Source organism: Microbacterium sp. LWO13-1.2 (assembly GCF_038397725.1).
GTDB lineage: Bacteria > Actinomycetota > Actinomycetes > Actinomycetales > Microbacteriaceae > Microbacterium.
The window spans coordinates 203,018-222,558 of the sequence record NZ_CP151634.1 but is presented as its reverse complement, the minus strand read 5'-3'; the positions used below and the strand labels follow the sequence as shown (position 1 = coordinate 222,558).

19 protein-coding genes are annotated in these 19,541 nt (G+C 68.2%); 12 read left to right on the top strand and 7 right to left on the bottom strand.

Annotation, left to right across the window (positions count from 1 at the left end):
• The first annotated feature begins 7 nt into the window (after nt 1-7).
• Nucleotides 8-3,073: an AAA family ATPase gene (locus tag MRBLWO13_RS01045; protein ID WP_341975905.1), complete on the top strand. Its 3,066-nt coding sequence runs from the start codon at nt 8-10 to the stop codon at nt 3,071-3,073.
• A gap of 27 nt (nt 3,074-3,100) precedes the next feature.
• Here the strand turns inward: MRBLWO13_RS01045 and MRBLWO13_RS01040 are convergent, their stop codons facing one another.
• Nucleotides 3,101-3,658 carry a nucleoside phosphorylase gene (locus tag MRBLWO13_RS01040; RefSeq protein WP_341975903.1) on the bottom strand — a complete coding sequence of 186 codons (558 nt, stop codon included), beginning with the start codon at nt 3,656-3,658 and terminating at the stop codon, nt 3,101-3,103.
• 112 nt (nt 3,659-3,770) lie between these two features.
• On the opposite strand from MRBLWO13_RS01040, the gene nadE reads away from it, so the two are divergent.
• From nadE to MRBLWO13_RS01025, 3 genes are all read left to right on the top strand, one after another.
• Nucleotides 3,771-4,589 carry an ammonia-dependent NAD(+) synthetase gene (gene nadE, locus MRBLWO13_RS01035; protein ID WP_341975902.1) on the top strand — a complete coding sequence of 273 codons (819 nt, stop codon included), beginning with the start codon at nt 3,771-3,773 and terminating at the stop codon, nt 4,587-4,589.
• A gap of 62 nt (nt 4,590-4,651) precedes the next feature.
• Nucleotides 4,652-8,122, top strand: coding sequence for a TM0106 family RecB-like putative nuclease (locus MRBLWO13_RS01030; protein WP_341975901.1), 3,471 nt, complete (start codon nt 4,652-4,654; stop codon nt 8,120-8,122).
• Nucleotides 8,122-8,901, top strand: coding sequence for a hypothetical protein (locus MRBLWO13_RS01025; RefSeq protein WP_341975900.1), 780 nt, complete (start codon nt 8,122-8,124; stop codon nt 8,899-8,901). The genes MRBLWO13_RS01030 and MRBLWO13_RS01025 overlap by 1 nt, the downstream gene beginning before the upstream one ends.
• A 64-nt stretch (nt 8,902-8,965) precedes the next feature.
• Here MRBLWO13_RS01025 and upp read toward each other — a convergent pair whose 3' ends face one another.
• On the bottom strand, nt 8,966-9,598 hold the full coding sequence (gene upp / locus MRBLWO13_RS01020) for a uracil phosphoribosyltransferase (protein WP_341975899.1): 633 nt from the start codon (nt 9,596-9,598) through the stop codon (nt 8,966-8,968).
• A gap of 91 nt (nt 9,599-9,689) precedes the next feature.
• Here upp and tadA point away from each other — a divergent pair, with 91 nt between their 5' ends.
• Nucleotides 9,690-10,145, top strand: a complete 456-nt coding sequence (gene tadA, locus MRBLWO13_RS01015; protein WP_341975898.1) for a tRNA adenosine(34) deaminase TadA — start codon at nt 9,690-9,692, stop codon at nt 10,143-10,145.
• 2 nt (nt 10,146-10,147) lie between these two features.
• Here tadA and MRBLWO13_RS01010 read toward each other — a convergent pair whose 3' ends face one another.
• The gene (locus MRBLWO13_RS01010) at nt 10,148-11,119 is read right to left on the bottom strand and encodes a cation diffusion facilitator family transporter (protein WP_341975897.1); all 972 of its coding nucleotides are present in this window, start codon (nt 11,117-11,119) and stop codon (nt 10,148-10,150) included.
• Nucleotides 11,120-11,178: 59 nt separating this feature from the next.
• Between MRBLWO13_RS01010 and proC the strand changes: the two genes are divergently transcribed.
• Together proC and MRBLWO13_RS01000 are read left to right on the top strand one after the other, a co-directional pair.
• Nucleotides 11,179-12,018, top strand: coding sequence for a pyrroline-5-carboxylate reductase (proC, locus tag MRBLWO13_RS01005; RefSeq protein WP_341975896.1), 840 nt, complete (start codon nt 11,179-11,181; stop codon nt 12,016-12,018).
• 3 nt (nt 12,019-12,021) lie between these two features.
• The gene (locus MRBLWO13_RS01000; RefSeq protein WP_341975895.1) at nt 12,022-12,309 is read left to right on the top strand and encodes a DUF1905 domain-containing protein; all 288 of its coding nucleotides are present in this window, start codon (nt 12,022-12,024) and stop codon (nt 12,307-12,309) included.
• 7 nt (nt 12,310-12,316) lie between these two features.
• Here MRBLWO13_RS01000 and MRBLWO13_RS00995 read toward each other — a convergent pair whose 3' ends face one another.
• Together MRBLWO13_RS00995 and MRBLWO13_RS00990 are read right to left on the bottom strand one after the other, a co-directional pair.
• The gene (locus MRBLWO13_RS00995; RefSeq protein WP_341975894.1) at nt 12,317-12,988 is read right to left on the bottom strand and encodes a TrkA family potassium uptake protein; all 672 of its coding nucleotides are present in this window, start codon (nt 12,986-12,988) and stop codon (nt 12,317-12,319) included.
• Nucleotides 12,981-14,411 carry a potassium transporter TrkG gene (locus MRBLWO13_RS00990; protein WP_341975893.1) on the bottom strand — a complete coding sequence of 477 codons (1,431 nt, stop codon included), beginning with the start codon at nt 14,409-14,411 and terminating at the stop codon, nt 12,981-12,983. The genes MRBLWO13_RS00995 and MRBLWO13_RS00990 overlap by 8 nt, the downstream gene beginning before the upstream one ends.
• Nucleotides 14,412-14,518: 107 nt before the next feature.
• On the opposite strand from MRBLWO13_RS00990, the gene MRBLWO13_RS00985 reads away from it, so the two are divergent.
• Nucleotides 14,519-14,935: a metalloregulator ArsR/SmtB family transcription factor gene (locus MRBLWO13_RS00985; RefSeq protein WP_341975892.1), complete on the top strand. Its 417-nt coding sequence runs from the start codon at nt 14,519-14,521 to the stop codon at nt 14,933-14,935.
• A gap of 49 nt (nt 14,936-14,984) precedes the next feature.
• On the opposite strand, the gene MRBLWO13_RS00980 is transcribed toward MRBLWO13_RS00985, so the two are convergent.
• Nucleotides 14,985-15,800, bottom strand: a complete 816-nt coding sequence (locus MRBLWO13_RS00980) for an ABC transporter permease (protein WP_341975891.1) — start codon at nt 15,798-15,800, stop codon at nt 14,985-14,987.
• Nucleotides 15,797-16,690: an ATP-binding cassette domain-containing protein gene (locus MRBLWO13_RS00975; RefSeq protein ID WP_341975890.1), complete on the bottom strand. Its 894-nt coding sequence runs from the start codon at nt 16,688-16,690 to the stop codon at nt 15,797-15,799. Before MRBLWO13_RS00975 ends, MRBLWO13_RS00980 begins: the two co-directional genes overlap by 4 nt.
• A gap of 102 nt (nt 16,691-16,792) precedes the next feature.
• Here MRBLWO13_RS00975 and MRBLWO13_RS00970 point away from each other — a divergent pair, with 102 nt between their 5' ends.
• From MRBLWO13_RS00970 to MRBLWO13_RS00955, 4 genes are all read left to right on the top strand, one after another.
• The gene (locus MRBLWO13_RS00970; protein ID WP_341975889.1) at nt 16,793-17,725 is read left to right on the top strand and encodes a TetR/AcrR family transcriptional regulator; all 933 of its coding nucleotides are present in this window, start codon (nt 16,793-16,795) and stop codon (nt 17,723-17,725) included.
• 41 nt (nt 17,726-17,766) lie between these two features.
• Entirely contained in the window at nt 17,767-18,702 is a 936-nt protein-coding gene (locus tag MRBLWO13_RS00965; protein ID WP_341975888.1) for a cyclase family protein, read from the top strand.
• A gap of 75 nt (nt 18,703-18,777) precedes the next feature.
• Complete coding sequence (locus MRBLWO13_RS00960) at nt 18,778-18,969, top strand: helix-turn-helix domain-containing protein (RefSeq protein ID WP_341975887.1); 192 nt, start codon at nt 18,778-18,780, stop codon at nt 18,967-18,969.
• 15 nt (nt 18,970-18,984) lie between these two features.
• The gene (locus tag MRBLWO13_RS00955) at nt 18,985-19,470 is read left to right on the top strand and encodes a hypothetical protein (RefSeq protein WP_341975886.1); all 486 of its coding nucleotides are present in this window, start codon (nt 18,985-18,987) and stop codon (nt 19,468-19,470) included.
• The last annotated feature ends 71 nt before the right edge of the window (nt 19,471-19,541 follow it).

Genomic DNA, 19,541 nt, shown 5'->3' with positions numbered 1-19,541 from the left:
AGAGCTGATGCGGCTGCATCACCTGGAGATCGAGGGGTTCGGCCCGTTCCGATCGCGTCAGGTCGTCGACTTCGACGCATTCGCCGACGACGGCATCTTCCTGATCGCCGGGCGCACCGGCGCCGGCAAGTCGAGCATCCTCGACGCGGTGTGCTTCGGGCTGTACGGCGGAGTGCCTCGCTACGAGAGCGGTGACAAGCGGCTGCGCAGCGACCACTGCGAGCCCGACGACATCACCGAAGTGGTGGTCGAGTTCAGCACCACCGCTGGTCGCTTCCGGGTCACCCGGTCACCCGAATACCTCCGGCCGGCGAAGCGCGGTGGCGGCATGACAAAGCAGGCGCCGGCCGTCGCGCTGGAAGAGCGGACGGATGCCGGATGGATCGGCCGTGCCGCGCGGGCCGTCGACGTCGGGCACGAGCTCGACGCGATCCTGCAGCTGAGCCGCGAACAGTTCTTGCAGGTGATCCTGCTCGCACAGAACCGGTTCTCGGAGTTCCTCCTGGCGAACAGTAAGGACCGACAGGCACTGCTGCGAAAGCTCTTCGGCACCGAGCGTTTCGAAGACGTGCAGGCGCGCTTCGATGAGCGACGCCGCGCATCGGAGCAGGCGCTCGGCACGCGAACGGCCGCGGTGGCGGCGCGCATCGAGGAGGCCGAGCGACTCGTCACCGTCGAAGAGCTCTGGGGAACTACGGGCGCGGGTGCCACCGAGATAGAAGGCGGCGCAGAGCCCGCGGATGCCGAAAGCGGAGACGAAGAGGAGCTGGCGCAGACGGTGCCCTCCTCCGCAGCGCCGATGACCACGGCGGATCGGCTCGAGGCCCTGCGACGAGCCGCGTCCCGCGCCGCATACCGGGCGGAGCGCCGCTCCGCGGAGCGTGACGACGCCGAGCGCGCTCTCGCGTCGGCCGATGCGGCTCTGGTCGATCTCCGAGAGCAGGTCGTCGCGCAGACCGAGCGCGATCGAGCCCGATCCGCGCTGACCATACTCGAGGCGGAGCAGCCGCAGATCGACGAGGCGCGACGCACGCTCGACCGTGCCCGGTCCGCTGAGACGCTCCGTGGTGTGCTGGAGGCGGTGACGCGCGCGGCGTCCGCCGAGACCACATCTCGGGCCGCTGTCGACCGTGCCCGCGATACGTGGCGCGCCATCGGCGTCGAACTCGACGACGAGTCCGCTGTCGCGTTGGAGAGCTGGTCATCCCACCTCACCCGCGAAAGCGGGCATTGGCAGCGTGCCGCGCAGCTCGAGTCCGCCACCTCCGAACGCCTGGCGGAGCTGGAATCGGCGCGCTCGGCGGTGGATGCGGCATCTCGCCAGGCGGAACGCATCGACGAGGAGCGCGGTGAGCTTCCTGCGCTGATCCTCCGCGTCACCGAAGCACGCGACTCGGCCCGCCGCAGCGCGGATCGTCTGGACGGTCTCACCCATGCGCGCGATCAGGCGGCTGTCCGCCGCAAGGCCGCTCGCGAGGTCGTACGGCTCGAGGCGGAGAAGGCGGCGGCCGACCGCGACAGGGCAGCGGCGAACAGCACGCTGGCCATCGCCCAGTCCGCGCTGGCGGCGCTCCTGCAGCGTCGGCTCGACGGATACGCGGGTGAACTCGCCACGACGCTGACGGCCGACGAACCATGCCCGGTCTGCGGCTCGGCCGAACATCCGGCTCCCGCCGCGCACACCGATCCGATCTCCGCTGAAGACATCGAGAAGGCGGAGACGGCGCGCGACGCCGCGGCGAGGGCTGAGCGCGACGTCGTCGAACGCCTCGCGGCGCTGGGAGCAGAACTCGCCGGAGCCGTTGCCATAGCCGACGGTCGCTCGGATGCTCAGGCCCAGCAAGAACTCGAATCCGCGTCCGCAGATCTCGCCGACGCAGAAACGGTCGCCGCTCGGGTCACGGCGCTCGACGCCGAGCTGGCGGAGGCGACGGCGCGGGGTGACGTACTCGAACAGGAACGCGGCGAAGCGGCATCCGCGCTCGCCGCCGCGCGCGAGTCGCTTGCGGTGCGAGAGGAGAGCGCGCGGGAAGCCGTCTCATCGATCGAGGCGGCCCGCGGTGACGCCGAGTCCGTCGCGGCCCGTCTGGACGAGGCCCGCATTCGGATCGCCGCCGCGTCGGCTCTGGCATCCGCGCTCACCGAGCACGCGCAGCGTGTCGTCGCCCTCGCCGAAGCGGACACGGCGCTGCGCGCGGCACTCGAGAAGTCCCCGTTCGACGCTGACGCCGAAGTCGAGTCCGCGCTGCGGTCCCCGGCCGAGCAGTCCGCCCTGGATCAGCGGATCACGACGCATTCCGTGCAGCGGGAGAAGGAGAAGGGCGTGCTGCTGCCGCTCGAGCTGCGGGCCCTTCCCGAAGATCCGATCGACGCCGCACCCGCAGAAGAAGCGGCAGCGGCCGTCCGGTCACGGTGGATCTCAGCGATGGAAGCCGTCGAACGCGCTGGGGCCACGGTGGGGCGGCTGAACGGTCTCATCGACTCGGCGGACGCAGAGCATGCCGCCAGCGCTGGTCAGGCCGCCGACCACGAGATCCTGCAGAACCTCGCCGACACCCTCGCAGGGCGTGGAGCGAACACGCGCAAGATGACCCTGGAGACGTTCGTGCTCGCCGCCGAACTCGAAGAGATCGTCCGGGCCGCGAACCGGCGTCTGGACGACATGTCGACGGGGCGCTACCAGCTGCAGCACTCCGACGCGCTCGCGGCGCGGGGCGCGGCATCCGGTCTCGGCATCGTCGTCTTCGACGCCTTCACCGGCCAGACGAGACCTGCCCAGTCATTGTCCGGAGGCGAGACGTTCCTCAGTTCCCTCGCGCTCGCTCTCGGCCTCGCCGAGGTGGTGACGGCGCGGGCCGGAGGCATCCGTCTTGACACCCTGTTCATCGACGAGGGATTCGGATCCCTCGACGGCGACACTCTCGACATCGCCATGCGCACGCTGGACGAACTGCGTCAGGGCGGGCGCACGGTCGGCGTGATCAGTCACGTCGACGCCATGCAGGAGCAGATCCCAGCCCAGCTCACGGTGCGCGCCACGGCGAACGGGCCGAGCATCATCGAGGCGCGCTGACGCGATCCCGCCGCGACGGTGTCTGAATCAGACGCCGTACTCGTCCTGGATGAATGCGCGCAGCTGCTCGCTGCAGCGCGCGACCGCCTCACGCCAGTCGGTGAGCGCACCGTCCTCGGCGTTGTCCGACACGGCGCGGAACACCCGGATCGGCACGCCGAACTGCTCGGCCACCCAGATGTAGGCGTAGGTCTCCATGTCGACCAGCGCGGCGCCGGTAGGACGGATGATCGCGGTGACCTCGGCATCGTCGACGAAGTGGTCGCCGGTGGCGATGAGCACGCCGTCGCGTCCGGTTGAGACCCGCGCGGGCAGCGAAACGTGCTGACCCGCGATGCCATCGAGGTCGGTGACGTCATGCTGGAATGCGGTGCCGACCTCGTGCACCGCTGCCGGAAGGTCCGGGTCGATCGCGCCGGCAGTGCCGACGACGACGACCTCGTCATAGGTCTTCGCATCGAGCGCACGGGTGAGCGCGTACGTGGCCTGGAGTTTGCCGGGTCCGGTCACCAGCCGATCGAAACCAGGAAGGGCGTCCGGGAAGGCGGCGAGTTCGGAGCTCAGAGCGGCGACGAGAAGTTTCACCGCACTATCCTGCCAGGTCGGAGCCGGATATCCTCTGTGTGCTCAGCCCCCCGGCGTCATCCGTGCGTAACACGGAAGGGCGATACTGGTTCGAGACAGAGTGGAGGAGCCCGTGTCCCTGCAGCAGCAGATCTCTGAAGCGCTCGGCGTCAAGGCCGAGATCGATCCCGCCGCCGAGGTGGAGCGACGAGTGCAGTTCCTGGTGGACTACCTGCGCACGACCGGTGCCAAGGGCTTCGTGCTCGGCATCTCCGGCGGTCAGGACTCGACGCTGGCCGGACGCCTCGCGCAGCTCGCCGTCGAGCGGGTGCGGGCCGAGGGTGGCGAGGCGCGGTTCCTCGCGGTGCGCTTGCCGTACCGGGTGCAGAAGGACGCCGCGGATGCCGAGGCCGCACTCGCGTACATCGTGCCGGACGCCTCGGTCGAGGTGAACATTCAGAACGGCGTCGACGGGGTGGAAGAGGACATCGAGTTCGCCGTCACCAGCGACATCAGCGATTTCAACCGCGGCAACATCAAGGCGCGTGTCCGCATGGTGACGCAGTACGCGCTCGCCGGTCACGACGGTCTGCTGGTGGTCGGGACCGACCATGCGGCTGAGGCTGTCACGGGTTTCTACACGAAGTTCGGCGACGGCGCGGCGGACATTCTGCCGCTCTCCGGTCTCACCAAGCGCCAGGGACGTTCCCTGCTGCTCTCGCTCGGCGCCCCCGATCGCCTCGCGTTCAAGGTGCCGACGGCCGATCTCCTCGACGGCCAGCCGGGACGCGCCGATGAAGACGAACTCGGACTCACCTACGAGCAGATCGACGATTTCCTCGAGGGGCTGCCGGTGGACGCTGAGGTCGCTGGCCGCATCGAGGCGAAGTACCTCGCCACGCAGCACAAGCGTCATCTCCCTGTGGTCCCCGACGACACCTGGTGGCGCTGAGCGCGATCTCCGGTGTCGGATGCCGCGGCTAGTGTCGAAGCATCCGAGGGAACGGGAGCATCGTGCGGATCGACACTCAGGCGCAGCGCGTCATCTGGAGCGCGAGCGACCTCAAGGCGGCCGCCGAATGCGAGTTCGCGTGGTGCCGCGCCCTCGACGCGAAGCTGGGCAGGGTTCCGGCCGTCGAGGAGCCTGTGGATGCCACGCTCGCCCGAGCCGCGAGGCTCGGCGATGTGCACGAGCAGAACGTCCTCGAGCGCTACATCGACGACCTCGGTGACGCGCGAGTGCATCGCGTCGACAAGGTCTCGTCGGTAGACGCTGCGGCCTTGGCCGCCGCCGTCGCCGAGACGGGGCAGGCTCTGCGCTCCGAGGCGCTGGTGGTGTTCCAGGCCGCCTTCGCCACTCCCGAGTTCGTCGGTTTCGCCGATTTCCTGCGCCGCGACGATGACGGGCGCTGGCGTGTCCAGGACTCGAAACTCGCCCGCAAGGCGCGGGTGACCGCGCTCATGCAGCTTGCGGCATATGTCGATCAGCTCGACCGCCTCGGGGTGCCCCGATCCGATGAAGTCGACCTGATCCTCGGCGACGGCAGCCTCAGCACGCACGCGGTCGACCACCTCCTGCCGCTGTTCCAGGTGCGTCGCGCCCGACTGCGGGCGCTCATCGCCGACCGTCGCATCGAAGACGGAGACAGCGGAGCGCCACTCGGCTGGGGCGACGACCGCGGCGACCTCGAGATCGTGGCCTGCGGGCGCTGCGCCACGTGCGAGGAGCAGGTGATCGCCCACCGCGACCTGCTCATGGTCGCGCGGATGCGCCCGGTGCAGCGCGCTCGACTCCGGACCGCCGGCATCGAGACGATCGACGATCTCGCCGCAGCGTCGGGCGTCCCCGACGGGATGAACGCCGATACCTTCGAGACCCTCCGTGCACAGGCACGGCTGCAGATCCGCGCCGACGTGGAGGGCGTCGCGACCTACGACGTGCACTACGCGGCGGCCATCCACACGCTCCCGGTGCCCAGCCACGGTGACATCTTCTTCGACTTCGAGGGCGACCCGTTGTACACGGAGCCGGCTCCGGACGGCGACGCGCAGTGGGGGATCGACTATCTGTTCGGCTGGGTCGACAACGCCGATCAGTACACGCCCCTGTGGGCGCACACCTTCGCCGATGAGCGGCGCGCCCTGGAGACCTTCCTCGACTTCGTGAATGCCCGTCGGGCCGCCCACCCCGGTATGCACATCTACCACTACGCCCCGTACGAGACCTCGCACCTTGTCGCGATGGCCGCGCGCCACGGCGTGCGCGAGGGCGAGGTCGATCGGCTGCTCCGCGAAGGCGTGTTCGTCGATCTGTATCCACTCGTGCTGCGGACGGTCCGCGTGGGGTCGAGGTCGTATTCGATCAAGAAGCTCGAGCCGCTGTACATGGGTGATGACGTGCGCACCAGCGATGTGCAGAAGGGCGACGACTCGATCGTGCAGTACGTCGCGGCCAAGGAACTCGCGGCTGCGGGGGAGCAGACCGAGGCAGACGCGGTTCTCGCCGATCTCGCCGACTACAACCGCTACGACTGCGTCTCCACGCGGAGGCTGCGCAACTGGCTGATCGAGATCGCGAAACGGGAGGGCGTGCACCCGGCGCCGCCCGACGAGGCCGAAGAGGTGATCTACGAGCCGTCTCCGCGATCCGTCGCGCTGCTCGCGGACGCCGAGCGCGCTGTCGAGGCCGGCGGTGACGGTCAGGTGCATCGCCTCGCCGCCGCGGCGATCGACTACTTCCCGCGCGAGGCGAAGAGCTTCTGGGTCGGGCACTTCCAGCGCCTGCGCGAGCCGGTGACGATGTGGGAGGGCACGCGCGATGTCGTGCGGGTCGATCCGGGCTCGTGCGTGGTGCGGCGGGAGTGGAGCGTCGGCGAGGGGCGACGAGTGATGTCTCGCGAGGTGGAGATCCGCGGAGAGGTCTCGCCGGGGACGACTCTCGGAGAGGGTGCGCAGCCCTTCGCGCTGTACGAGGTGCCCGCGCCGTTCGACACCGAGGTCGCGTCCCGAGCCGTGCACGTGCCGCACACGGTGACCGTGACCGAGGTGCTCGACGACGGCTACGTCGTGGCCGAATCCGCGATCCAAGGGCAGACCTGGGATGAACTCCCGCTCGCGCTGACGCCGGCGGCGCCGCCGCGGGTCGTATCGCTGCAGGGCGCGATCGACGAATGGGCGGATGCCGTGCATCTCGCGGCGCCGGGCTTCCCCGAAGATGCTGCGACCGACATCCTCCGCCGGATCCCGCCACGGACGCGCTCCGGAGGGCCGCTTCCCGCGGCCGAGGACGACCTGATCGACGCGATCGTCCGTGCCGTGCTCGACCTCGACCGCAGTTACCTCGCCGTGCAGGGTCCCCCGGGAACGGGTAAGACCTACACCGGCTCGCAGGTGATCGCACGGCTCGTGAACGAGCACGGTTTCAAGGTCGGTGTGGTCGCGCAGTCGCATGCCATCATCGAGACGCTGCTGGAGCGGATCGTCGCCGACGGCGTCTCGCCGGCGCAGGTCGCCAAATCGCCGAAGGACGCCGGGATCGACCCCGGATACACGGTGATCCCGAAGAGTGGGATGGCGGCGTTCCTGGCCGAGCATCAGGGCGAGGGCGTCGTCGTCGGCGGCACCGCGTGGGACTTCAGCAACAGCAACCGCGTCGAACGCGCGGGGCTTGATCTCCTCGTCATCGACGAGGCGGGGCAGTTCTCCCTCGCGTCCACGATCGCGGTCGCTGCGGGAGCGAAACGGCTGCTGCTCCTCGGTGACCCGCAGCAACTGCCTCAGGTGAGTCAGGGCGCGCACCCCGAGCCCGTCGACACCTCGGCGCTCGGCTGGGTGATGGACGGCGACGCCGTCGTGCGACCGGAATACGGCTACTTCCTGGCGCGGTCGTGGCGAATGCATCCGCTGATCGCCGCACCCGTCTCGAAGCTCGCCTACGCCGGAAAGCTGGCATCCGCGCCCGGCACCGAGCGACGCTCCGTCGAGGGCGTCGATTCGGGTCTCCACGTCGTTCCGCTGCGGCACCGCGGCAACGCCACGCAGTCGCCGGAGGAAGCGGGCGAGGTCGTCCGCCTGGTGCGCGATCTCATCGGGCGCACCTTCACCGACAACGATCCCGGCGCCACGAGCCGTCCGCTCAACGAGGGAGACATCATCGTCGTCACCCCGTACAACGCGCAGAAACAGCTCGTGCTCGAAGCGCTGGCCGCGGCCGGGTTCCCGCGCGTACCGGTCGGAACGGTCGACAACTTCCAGGGCAAGGAGGCCGTCGTCTCGATCACGTCGCTGGCGGCATCCAGCGGCAGGGATGCGCCGCGCGGACCGGAGTTCCTGCTCCTGCAGAACCGCCTGAACGTCGCGATCTCCCGGGCGCAATGCGTCGCGTACCTGATCCACTCCCCGGCGCTGCTCGATGATCTGCCGTATACGCCAGAAGGCGTGGCGCGGCTCAGTGCTTTCGCGCGTCTCGTCGGCGCGGCGGAATGATGGGCACTGTGCATACGATCGACGAAATCCACCGCGCCTCGGCCGCGTGGGTCTGGTTCCCGCGCGGTGGGGAGCAGGAGAAGACCGAGCTTCAACTGGTGCGCTATCCGGCGCGATTGGGCGGGGGCGTACGCGGCTCGCACGTCGACTCATTGCTGGATGCCGCAGCCGTCCTCGATCATGCGGTCGCGCGCACGCGGGCGTGGGGAGAGTCGCGTCTGACCTTCTGGACGAGTGCCTCCGATCGTCCCGACCTCGAGGACGAGTTGCGCCGACGCGGCGCTGAGCACATCGACACCGTCGCGGTGCTCGCCCGTTCGATCGACGCCGCTCCGATCGAGGTCCCATCCGATGCGACCGCCGAGATCGTGCAGACCCTCGAGCAGGTGCGAGACGTCGACTCGATCAACGTGCCCGTATGGGAGCAGGAGCCGCTGGACGACGAAGGGCTGCGCACCGAACTCACCGAGATCGCCGAGGAGCTCACCGCAGGGCGGGGAGCCCGCGTGCTCGGGCGCCTCGACGAAGCCCCGGCCAGCACCGGCGGTTGCACGGTCGTCGACGGTTTCGTGCGCCTGTGGGGAGCAGCGACGCTGGAGGGCGCTCGAGGCAGAGGCGCCTACCGCGCGGTACTGGCCGAACGACTGCGATTCGGTGCGGAACTCGGCGCGACGACGGCCCTCGTGAAGGGACGCATCGCAACCTCTGCGCCGATCCTGGGCAGGGCAGGCTTCACGCACCACGGCGACGAGCGCGCGTATCGGCTCATCGTCGCGTAGTCAGCTCCGACCCGGTGTCGGGAGCTGCCGCAAAGGGTGTCAGACGTCGCCCGCAGGCGCGGCGTCAGACGGTGCCGTACAGGCGATCGCCGGCGTCGCCGAGGCCGGGCACGATGTAGCCCTTCTCGTTGAGTCGCTCGTCGAGCGCACCCAGCACGAGGGTGACGTCGCGGTCACCGACCATGTTCTCGATGAAGGCCACGCCCTCGGGGGTGCCGAGAAGGCAGATCGCCGTGACATCCTGCGCACCGCGCTTGAAAAGGAAGTCGATCGCCGCGCCCAATGAGCCACCGGTGGCCAGCATCGGGTCGATCGCGAAGCACTGGCGGTCGCTCAGATCATCGGGCAGGCGCTCGGCGTAGGTCGTCGGCTCGAAGGTCTCCTCATCGCGCACCATGCCGAGGAATCCGACCTCGGCGGTCGGCAGCAGCTTGACCATGCCCTCGAGCATGCCGAGTCCGGCGCGCAGAATCGGCACGACGATCGGCCGCGGCTCGGAGATCTTCACGCCCATCGTCTTGGTCACGGGAGTCGTGATCTCGATCGGCGACACCTTGACGTTGCGCGTCGCCTCGTAGGCGAGCAGCGTCACGAGCTCCTCGGTCAGCTGACGGAACACCGGCGACGGAGTGCGCTCATCGCGCAATACCGACAGCTTGTGGGTGATGAGGGGGTGGTCGGCCACATGAACGCGCATGAATACAGGCTAATGCGCGGTGCGCTCCCGCACGACATCGGATGCTTCGCACCCAGCCGGCCACCGTCGCCCGCTGTCGTAGGCTCAACGCATGACCACAGCCGACCTCGGTGCGATGCAGCGTGCCCTCGCGCTGGCGACGGAAGCGGCGTCGGCCGATGAGATCCCCGTGGGCGCCGTCATCCTCGACGGCGACGGGCACATCGTCGCCGAGGGCCGCAACACACGCGAGGCGACGCACGACCCTACCGGTCACGCCGAGGTCGAGGCGCTGCGCCGGGCGGCGGCATCCGCCGGAACATGGAATCTCGAGGGCCACACCCTCGTCGTGACTCTCGAACCGTGCGTGATGTGCGCGGGTGCGATCCTGCAGGCGAGGATCGGGCGCGTCGTCTTCGGCGCCTGGGACGACAAGGCCGGCGCGGCCGGATCGATGTACGACCTCCTGCGCGACCGCCGCCTGCCGTACCGTGCCGAGGTCATCGGCGGGGTGGAAGCGGATGCCGCCACCGCACTGCTCCGCGACTTCTTCGAGCAGCGGCGCTGAGCTCAGTCCGAGGACTTCAGCACGAACACGTCGGTGGACGGCTCGGGATCGATCGCCGGCCGGTAGACGTCTGGCTCGATGTACACCGCGCGTGCGACGGGCACAGCCGCCCGGATCCGTGCTTCGATCTCGTTGATGTCGTCAGCCGCCTCACGCACGCTCTTGTCCGAGGCGAGCGCGACCTTCGCGGCGACCAGGAGCTCGTCCGGGCCGAGGTAGAGGGTCTTGATGTGGATGAGCTTCTCCACCTCAGGGCCGTCGTTGATCGCGTCGACGATGCGGTCATGGTCACCCGCGTTGGCCCCCTCGCCGACGAGCAGGCTCTTGGTCTCGATGCCGAGCACGATCGCGATCATCACCAGCAGGGTGCCGATCATCAGCGTTCCGATCGCATCGAAGACCGGGTTGTGGGTGATCACCGTGAGCCCGACGCCGAGCAGTGCGAAGGTCAGGCCAATCAGCGCCCCGATGTCCTCGAGCAGCACGACGGGAAGCTCGGGTGCCTTCGCGCGCCGTACGAATGACACCCAGGACTGGCCCTTCTCCCGCACCAGGTTGCTCTCGCGGACCGCGGTGCGCAAGGAGAACGACTCCAGGCCGATCGCCACGACGAGAACGACGATCGGGAGCCACCACCACGCCGGATCCAGCTCGTGCGGGTTGGTCAGCTTGTCCACGCCTTCGTAGATGGCAAAGAGTCCGCCGACAGAGAAGAGGATGATCGAGACGACGAATGCGTAGACGTAGCGCTCGCGGCCGTAGCCGAAGGGGTGGGCTTTGTCGGCCTCGCGCTTCGCCTTGCGCCCACCGAGCAACAGGAGCAACTGGTTGCCGGAGTCGGCGAGGGAGTGCACCGCCTCAGCGAGCATCGACGCGGAACCGGAAAGCGCCCACGCCACGAACTTCGCCAGTGCGATGCCCATATTCGCCAGGAACGCCGCGACGATGGCCTTATTGCCTCCGGATGCACTCATGTGTCGAGTCTAATTCCGCACCCCGTCGATCCGCCGAGCGCTCGCCATAGGATGGCGACATGGTTGCCTCTCTCCCCGCTCTCGCCTTCCTCGGCGCCGGTTCCATGGGCGGCGCGATCCTTCGCGGCGTCGTGGCCTCCGGAATCGAGATCGATGGCGGAATCACCGCCACCAATCGCACCCGGTCGAAGGCGAACGAGCTCGCCGATCTGCCAGGAGTGCGCAGCATCGCGCTCGAGGAGAATCCGAAAGGCAACGCGGATGCCGTCGCCGGCGCCCGCATCATCCTCGTCGGTGTGAAGCCGGCGATGGTGCCGGACCTGCTTCGCGAGATCGCTCCGGATCTCGCCCCCGACGCGATCGTGGTGAGCCTGGCGGCGGGCGTCACCCTGCGCACCTTCGCCGACGCGCTCGGCGACGACGCGCGCGCCATCCGCTCGATGCCGAACACTCCGGCGACGGTGCGCAAGGGCGTGACCGGGCTCGCCGCGGGAGCCTCAGCGTCCGCCGATGACCTGGCACTCGTCCGGCGTCTGTTCGAGACGGTCGGCGCCGTGATCGAGGTGCCGGAATCGCAGATCGACGCGCTTTCGACGATCTCGGGCTCGGGCCCCGCATACGTCTATCTGCTCGTCGAGGAGTTCACCAAGGCCGCGATCGGGATGGGCTTCTCCGAGGCAGATGCCCGCCTCATGGCGGAGCAGACCTTCATCGGCGCGACGGCACTGCTCGACGCCTCCGGTGAAGACCCGGCCGAGCTCCGCCGCCGTGTCACCAGTCCCAAGGGGACGACCGAACGGGCGATCGCCGTGCTGCAGGATGCGCACCTCGACGGTACGTTCGCTGATGCGGCCGCCGCGGCGCTTGCCCGCGCCAAGGAGCTCGCGGCCGGGGCCTGAGCCATGCAGCTGCGTTTCTCCGGCGAGATCTGGTTCTGGCGCGGACCTGCGCCGTTCCATTTCGTCACGGTCCCGCCCGCCGAAGCGGAGATGATCCACGACGTGTCCACGGTGGTCACCTACGGGTGGGGCATGATCCCGGCATCCGTCACCATCGGTGCCAGCACCGTCACCACCGCGCTCTGGCCGAAGGACGGCGGCTACATCGTGCCGATCAAGAAGGCGCTGCAGGACCGCGAGGACATCGGAGTCGACGATGTCGTCGACATCGTGCTCGAGATCGACGCCTGAAGCGAGGTCAGCGGTCGAGGGCGGCGAAGCGCTCGATGTCGCTGTTAGTGCCGGAGACGATGATGAGGTCGTGGTTCGTGACGATGGTGTTCGCCTCGGCGTAGCGGAACGGCTTGCCCGGACTCTTCACTCCGACCACGGTGACCTTGTACTTCGTCCGGACTCCGGATTCGTTGAGTCCCACGCCGCGGATGAACTTCGGCGGGTACATCTTCGCGAGCACGAAGTCGTCGTCGAACCGGATGAAATCCAGCATCCGCCCGCTGACCAGGTGCGCCACGCGTTCGCCGGCCTCGCGCTCGGGGTAGATGACATGGTTCGCGCCGACGCGGGCGAGGATCTTGCCGTGCGACTGCGAGACGGCCTTGGCCCAGATCTGCGGCACCTTCAGGTCGACGAGATTCGCGGTGATGAGCACGGAGGCCTCGATCGAGGAGCCGACGGCGACGACCGCGACCTGGAAGTCCGCTGCGCCGATCTGGCGCAGCGCGTCGAAGTTGCGGGCGTCGGTCTGCACGGTGTGCGTGACGCGTTCGGACCATTTCTGGACGAGTTCGAGATTGCCGTCGATCGCGAGCACCTCGCGGCCGAGACGGTCGAGTTCGCCCGCGCATGCGGCGCCGAACCGGCCGAGTCCGATCACGAGAACGGGCGCATCGCCCCGGAGGACTTCAACCAACGATCGGCCTTTCCACGGGCAGCGAGTACAGCTGCGATCGCGACGTCGCGGCGACTGCCGCGGCGAGAGTCACTGTACCAACGCGCCCCATGAAGATGGTGGCGGCGAGCACGTAGGCACCGGAGTCGGGGAGCTCGGCGGTGAGCCCCGAGCTGAGTCCGACGGTGGCGAATGCAGAGACGACGTCGAACAGCACGTGGCTGAGGTCCGCTTTGGTGATTTGGGAGATAACGATCGTGGAGAGCGCGACGATCGTCGCGCCCCAAGCGACGACGCTGAGCGCGACGCGCTGCACGTCGCTCGGGATGCGGCGGCCGAACACCTCGACAGCCTGGCGACCTTTCGCCTCCGACCACACGGCGATGGCCAGGACGGCGAGCGTGGTGACCTTGATTCCACCGGCAGTGGAGGCGGAGCCGCCGCCCACGAACATGAGCATGGTCGCAACCAATTGCGACGAGCCATTGAGGTCGGCGATGTCGATGACCGAGAACCCGCCGGAGCGTGTCATCGCGGAGAGGAAAAAGGCCTGGAAGGTCGTGTCAGCGGCATCCATCGAGCCGAACGTTCGCGGGTTGTTGTACTCGAGGATGAGGAAGACCGCAGCTCCCAGCACGAACAGCAGAATCGTCGTGACGAGGGTGAGCTTGGTATGCAGCGACCAGCGTTTCACGTGCCAGACATGCTTGACCAGCGAGTAGATCACCGGGAACCCGACGCTGCCGAGGAACACCCCGGCCATCAGCAGCGTGAGAACGAGATAGTCGTCGGCGAATACCGCGACCCCGCCCGCGTTCGGCGCGAACCCGGTGTTCGTGAAGGCCATCGCTGCGAAGTAGGGAGCCTCCCAGAGCGCGGTGACCGCATCGACACCGGCCGCTACCAGTGCCGGATACAGCAGCACGGCGAGGACGCCTTCGATGATGAGCGTGGACAGTGCAACGGTCGTCAGCAGCTGGCCGACCTCGCCGAGCCGCACGGTCTGGCTCTCGTTGACCGGCCCGCCGTGCGCCCGAAGCGGGTTTGTATCGCCCGCCGCCATGAGCTTCGCGCGCAGCCCCAGCCGCTTGGAGATCAGCATGCCCATCAGGGAGGCGAGCGTGAGCACGCCCAGAGCGCCGATGTTCACGCCGACGAAGACCACCACATGGCCGAAGGGCGACCAGTGCGTCGCCATGTCGACCGTCGAGAGGCCGGTCACGCAGATCGTGGAGACGGCGGTGAAGAGCGCGTCGGCGAGGGGCGTGACCGTGCGGTTCGCCGACGCGATCGGAAGCGACAGCAGCACGGTGAAGACGAGGATCAGCAGGGCGAAGATGATGATCGCAAAGCGTGACGGCGAGGAGGTGATGAGGCGTTTGAACCAGGCCCCCGCGCTCTTGAGGCGCTCCGCCGGAGACGATGCAGACACGATGCTCGACATCGCGTCCCCCTTTTCATCACCGGTGCCCGTCGTCCAGACGGCCGCACGACGCCTCTCGTCGAGCCTTCGTCATGGTACTCCGTGGCTGGGACGACTACCCTGATCACATGACGGACATCTTCGACGTGATTGCAGACGGCACGAGGCGCGACATCCTCCAGCTCCTGCTGCAACGCACCACTGATGGGGATGCCGGAACCAGCGTGAGTCAGATCGTCGCCGAACTCGGCATCAGCCAGCCGACGGTCTCCAAACACCTGAAGGTGCTCCGTGACGCGGAGCTCGTGACTGTGCGAGAAGACGGCCAGCGGCGTTTCTACAGCCTCGAGGTCAATCCGCTCGAGGTCGTGGACGACTGGCTGGTGCCGTTCCTCGTCGACGCGTTCGGCGACAGCGCACCCGACTTCGACTACTCGGCGCTGCCGCTGCCCGATGGCGCCGCACATGCGGCGGAGGTCGTCGGCCGCGCCGCCGCCTCCGCCAAGCACGTGGTCACGTCGGCGTTGAAGAGGCTCGGCGCCTGATCAGCCGCCGTTGAGCGTCGCGTCCTGCGACGCCCAGGCGCCTTGAGGCTCAGCGCCGGGCAGCCTTGCGTCGGAACAGCCACGCGCCCCAGACGACCGCCACGGCCAGGATCGCCAGGCACCAGCCGACAGCCCACAGCGGCTCCGTGCTGAGCGGAGCATCCATCAGCAGTCCGCGGATCGTCTCGACGATCGGTGTGATCGGCTGGTTCGCGGCGACGGGCTGCAACCACTCCGGCATGCTCGCCACCGGCACGAAAGCGCTAGAGAGATACGGGAGGAAGAGCAGCACGAACCCGTAGCCGTTCGCTCCCTCCGGGCTGCCTGCGGCGAGTCCGATCGCGGCGAACAGGTAGGTGATCGCGAGGATGTAGAGCGCGATCATCGCCGTCATCCCGATCCATTCGATGAGGGTGGCGGTGGGGCGGAAGCCGACGAGGATCCCGACTCCGATCACGATCGCCGTTGCGACGAGGTTGCGCAGCACGCTCGCGACGACGTGCCCGGTGAGCACGGCGCCGGCGCGCAGTGGCATCGTCCGGAAGCGGTCGATGATGCCGCTGCGCATGTCGTTGGCGACATAGACGGCGGTGGACGAAGCACCGAAGCCGGCGCAGGTGAGGATGATCCCTGGGACGACGTAGTCGACGTAGGCGCCGGAGGGATCGATCGCGCCGCCGAACACCCAGGTGAACATGAGCATGAGCATCACGGGAAGCATGATCGCCATCAGCAGCGACTCACCGTCGCGGAGCGAATGGCGAAGGCTCCGGCCGACGAAGACCATCTCGGCGGTGGCACCGCGGAGGCGGGGTCGGACGGATGCGGTGGCGTGAGGCAACGATGGGGCGATGGCGATGTTCATGCGGACTCCTTCACGGTCGAGTGCTCAGTTGTGCGGGCGGTGACGGCGAGGAAGACGTCATCGAGAGTGGGGCGACGCAGCGTGACGGCGCCGTCTGCGCCCTCCTCGTCGAGCTGATCCAGTGCTCGCCGGAGGCCTGCGACGGTTCCGTCGGTCGGGAGCTCTCGGAGCAGGTCGCCGTGGCTGTCGTGGAGTTCGACGGTCTCGCCGCCGATGCGGGACTTCAGCTCGGCGGCTGTGCCGAGCGCCGCGATGCGACCGTCGTGCAGCACCGCGATCCGGTCGGCCAGCTGGTCGGCCTCCTCGAGATACTGCGTCGTGAGGAAGACGGTCGTCCCGGACGCGGCGAGCGAGCGGATGATGTCCCAGAGGTCACGTCGACTTCGTGTGTCCAGTCCGGTGGTCGGCTCGTCGAGGAACAGGACCTCCGGCGTCACGACGAAGCTCAACGCCAGGTCGAGACGTCGACGCATGCCTCCCGAGAACGTGCGGACGATTCGCGATGCGGCATCCGTCAGATCGAACTGCTCGATCAGATCGGATGCTCGCCGCACGGAGGCGGCCCTGCTGAGTCCGGCCAGCCGCGCGAACATCACGACGTTCTCGGTGGCGGTGAGTGCATCGTCGACGGCGGCGGACTGCCCGGTCAGGCTGATCCGCTGCTGCACCTGCACGGAGTGCGTGCGCACGTCGAAGCCGGCGACGCTCGCCGTTCCGGCATCCGCCTGCGTGAGCGTGGTGAGGATGTTGATGATCGTCGTCTTGCCCGCGCCATTGGGCCCGAGCAGTGCGAACACCTCGCCGCGGGAGACGGTGAGATCCAGGCCGTCGATCACGGTCCGGCTGCCGAAGCTCTGGCGCAGCCCCCGTGCGTCGATTGCTGTCGTCATCGTGAGTCCTTTCTGTGTATGAGGAAAACTGTGTAGTACGTATAGCAACTGTGTATGACCATAACACACTGTTTACTTAATAAACAGAAGTACGATGAAGGCATGACTGAGCAGGAACCGCCCGAGCTGCCGCGGGGCATCGCATTGGCCTGGGGTGTGGCTGCCAATCCGCAGCGCGGACCCAAACGCGAGATGAGCGTCGAGCGCATCGTCGACGCCGCGGTCGAGCTGGCCGACGCCGAGGGCCTCGGCGCGGTCTCGATGGCCGCGGTCGCGTCGAAACTCGGCTTCACGCCGATGTCGTTGTACCGGTACGTCAGCGCGAAGGATGATCTCCTGCTGCTGATGCAGGAGGAAGCGACCGGCCTCCCGCCGGAGAGCCACCAGGATCTGGATGGCTGGCAGGCCCAGCTGCGCGCGCTCTTCGAGGCGCAGGTTCTTGTTTACCTGCGGCATCCGTGGATGCTGTCGCTGCCGATCTCAGGATCCCCGATCACACCGAACAGCTCGTCCTGGCTCGATGCGGGCCTCGCAGCTCTCGAGCCGACGCCGCTCACCGCGGAGGAACGCGTGGCCGTCGCGCTTTCGGTCACCGGGCACGCGCGCTGGTACGGAACAGTGCTCGCCGGGTACTCGGATTCGGCGCGAAGCAGCGGTCTCTCGCCCGACGAGGTCTCGGCTCGCGAGGCGGCCCTCTTCGATCGGGTGATCACCGCCGACGCCTACCCCGCGCTTCGGCACGCGATCGACGACGGTGTCTTCGTCTCCACCGCTGATCCCTTCCGCTTCGGCCTGGAACGGATCCTCGACGGCGTCGAGGCGTACATCGCGGGGCTCGACCGCGGGGAGCCGCACAGGGGCGAGTCGGAGTGGGTCGATGTCGAGCCCGCCGAACTCGCCGGTGACCGGCGGCTGCGTGAGGCGCGAAAGGCGGTGCGCGAGGCGGAGAAGGCGCTGCGCGCCGCTCGCAAACTCGAGAGGCAGTCGCTGCGCGAGGCGGGCGAGCGTCTGGCGAAGGCGAAGAAGCCGGTCTGATCCGACCCCACTCGCTGGTGCGGGTTTGCCATGATGTGGGGATGACTACTGCGGCAGCCGACTATCGGGCACATTTCGACTTCTCGATCTCGTTCGCGAACGGGGGAGGGATCAGCGGCGAAGGCTTCCGGCTCGATCTGCCCCACGCCGACATGACGGATGCCGAGGTCGGCAGGCTCCTGGTCCGGCACCTCGGGCTCGCCCTGGTCAGCGAGGTGGTCCTGCGCGATCTGCGCATCGTCGAAGAACCCCACCGGGGAAGCCGCGGCGTGGAGGCGGATGCCGGAACCGACGTCGCCGAACGCATCATCGATTGCAGCCATCCGATCGAGGCGGGCTTGGTGACGTACCCGGGGCTGCCGGCGCCGACGATCCACGCGCATCTGACCCGCGAGGATTCCCGTTCCAAGTACGCCCCCGGCACCGAGTTCGCGATGGACATCATCACGATGATCGGCAACACCGGCACCTACCTGGATTCGCCGTACCACCGGTATGCCGAGGGTGGCGATCTGGCCTCGCTCGACCTGAGCTCCCTCGTCGGCTTGCCCGCAGAGGTGTTCCATCTGCGTGACTCCTGGAGCGCGGAACAGCGCGGTATCCGTGCGGCGACGCTGGCCGATCGCGAGCTGCGGGGCGCAGCGGTACTGCTCGACACCGGCTGGAGCCGTCACTTCGGCACCCCGGAGTACGCACACGGCGCCCCGTTTCTCACGGAGGAAGGGGCACGCTTCCTCGTCGACGCCGGAGTCCGCCTGGTGGGCATCGATTCGCTCAACATCGACGACACCGAGAGCGGTGGCACGCGGCCCGCGCACTCGATCCTCCTCGCAGCCGGGGTGCACGTGGTGGAGCACCTGACGAGTCTTGACGACGTGCCGGCGCGAGGCGCCCGATTCACCGCCGCGCCACCGGCGATCCGCGGATTCGGCACATTCCCGGTGCGAGCCTTCGCCACGATCCCGGCATCCCACTGATCCCATCAGCCACATGGGTTTACACACGTCGCACCTTCCCCATAGAGTGTGCTCATTGAGAAAGGGGTACCGGGGATGCCCGAAGTTCCTGACGTCCGGTTCCTGACGGTGGCCGAGGTCGCCGAGATCATGCGCGTGTCGAAGATGACCGTGTACCGTCTCGTGCACGCCGGCGAACTGCCGGCGATCCGTTTCGGTCGCAGCTACCGCGTGCCCGAGTCGGCGGTCGCCGACGCCCTGCAGCGGCCCATCTCAGACGTCGGCTAGCCGCAAGGAGAAGACGTGGACACCAGCACGTTCTACGCCCTCTTCTCCGCGACCTGCTTCACGCTCACCGGCCTGTGGTGGAACGTCGTCCGCGCACGCCGCGACTGGACGTCGGATCCGGCGATGCGCCGGACGATCGGCGGCATCTACCTGTCGTTCCTGCTGCCGGCGCTGATGGGACTCTTCGCCCAGGTCGGCGGCACCGAAAGCCCCATCATGTGGCGCGCCTCTTTCGTGGTGCTCGCCGTCGTCGGGGGAGTGTCGATGCTGCGTCTGGTTTCGCAGGCTCGCGGTGACGGGACACCGGTGGCCGTGCGGTGGACCCAGATCGGCACCGTCGTCGTGTACGCGGCGATCGCCGTGATCGGAGTCGCCCCAGAGATCGCCGGCTCTGTCGGACTCAAGGGGATTCAGGTCGAGGCGCTGCTGCTGATCACGCTGATCGCCCTCGGACACGCGCTCGTGTGGCGCTTCATGGTCACGCAGGATGCGCCCGATTGATGCCCGTGCGGCGAGGGCGCTCCGGTTTGCTAGACTGATCCGAGGCATTTTTTCCGTGCCCAAACCCGGGC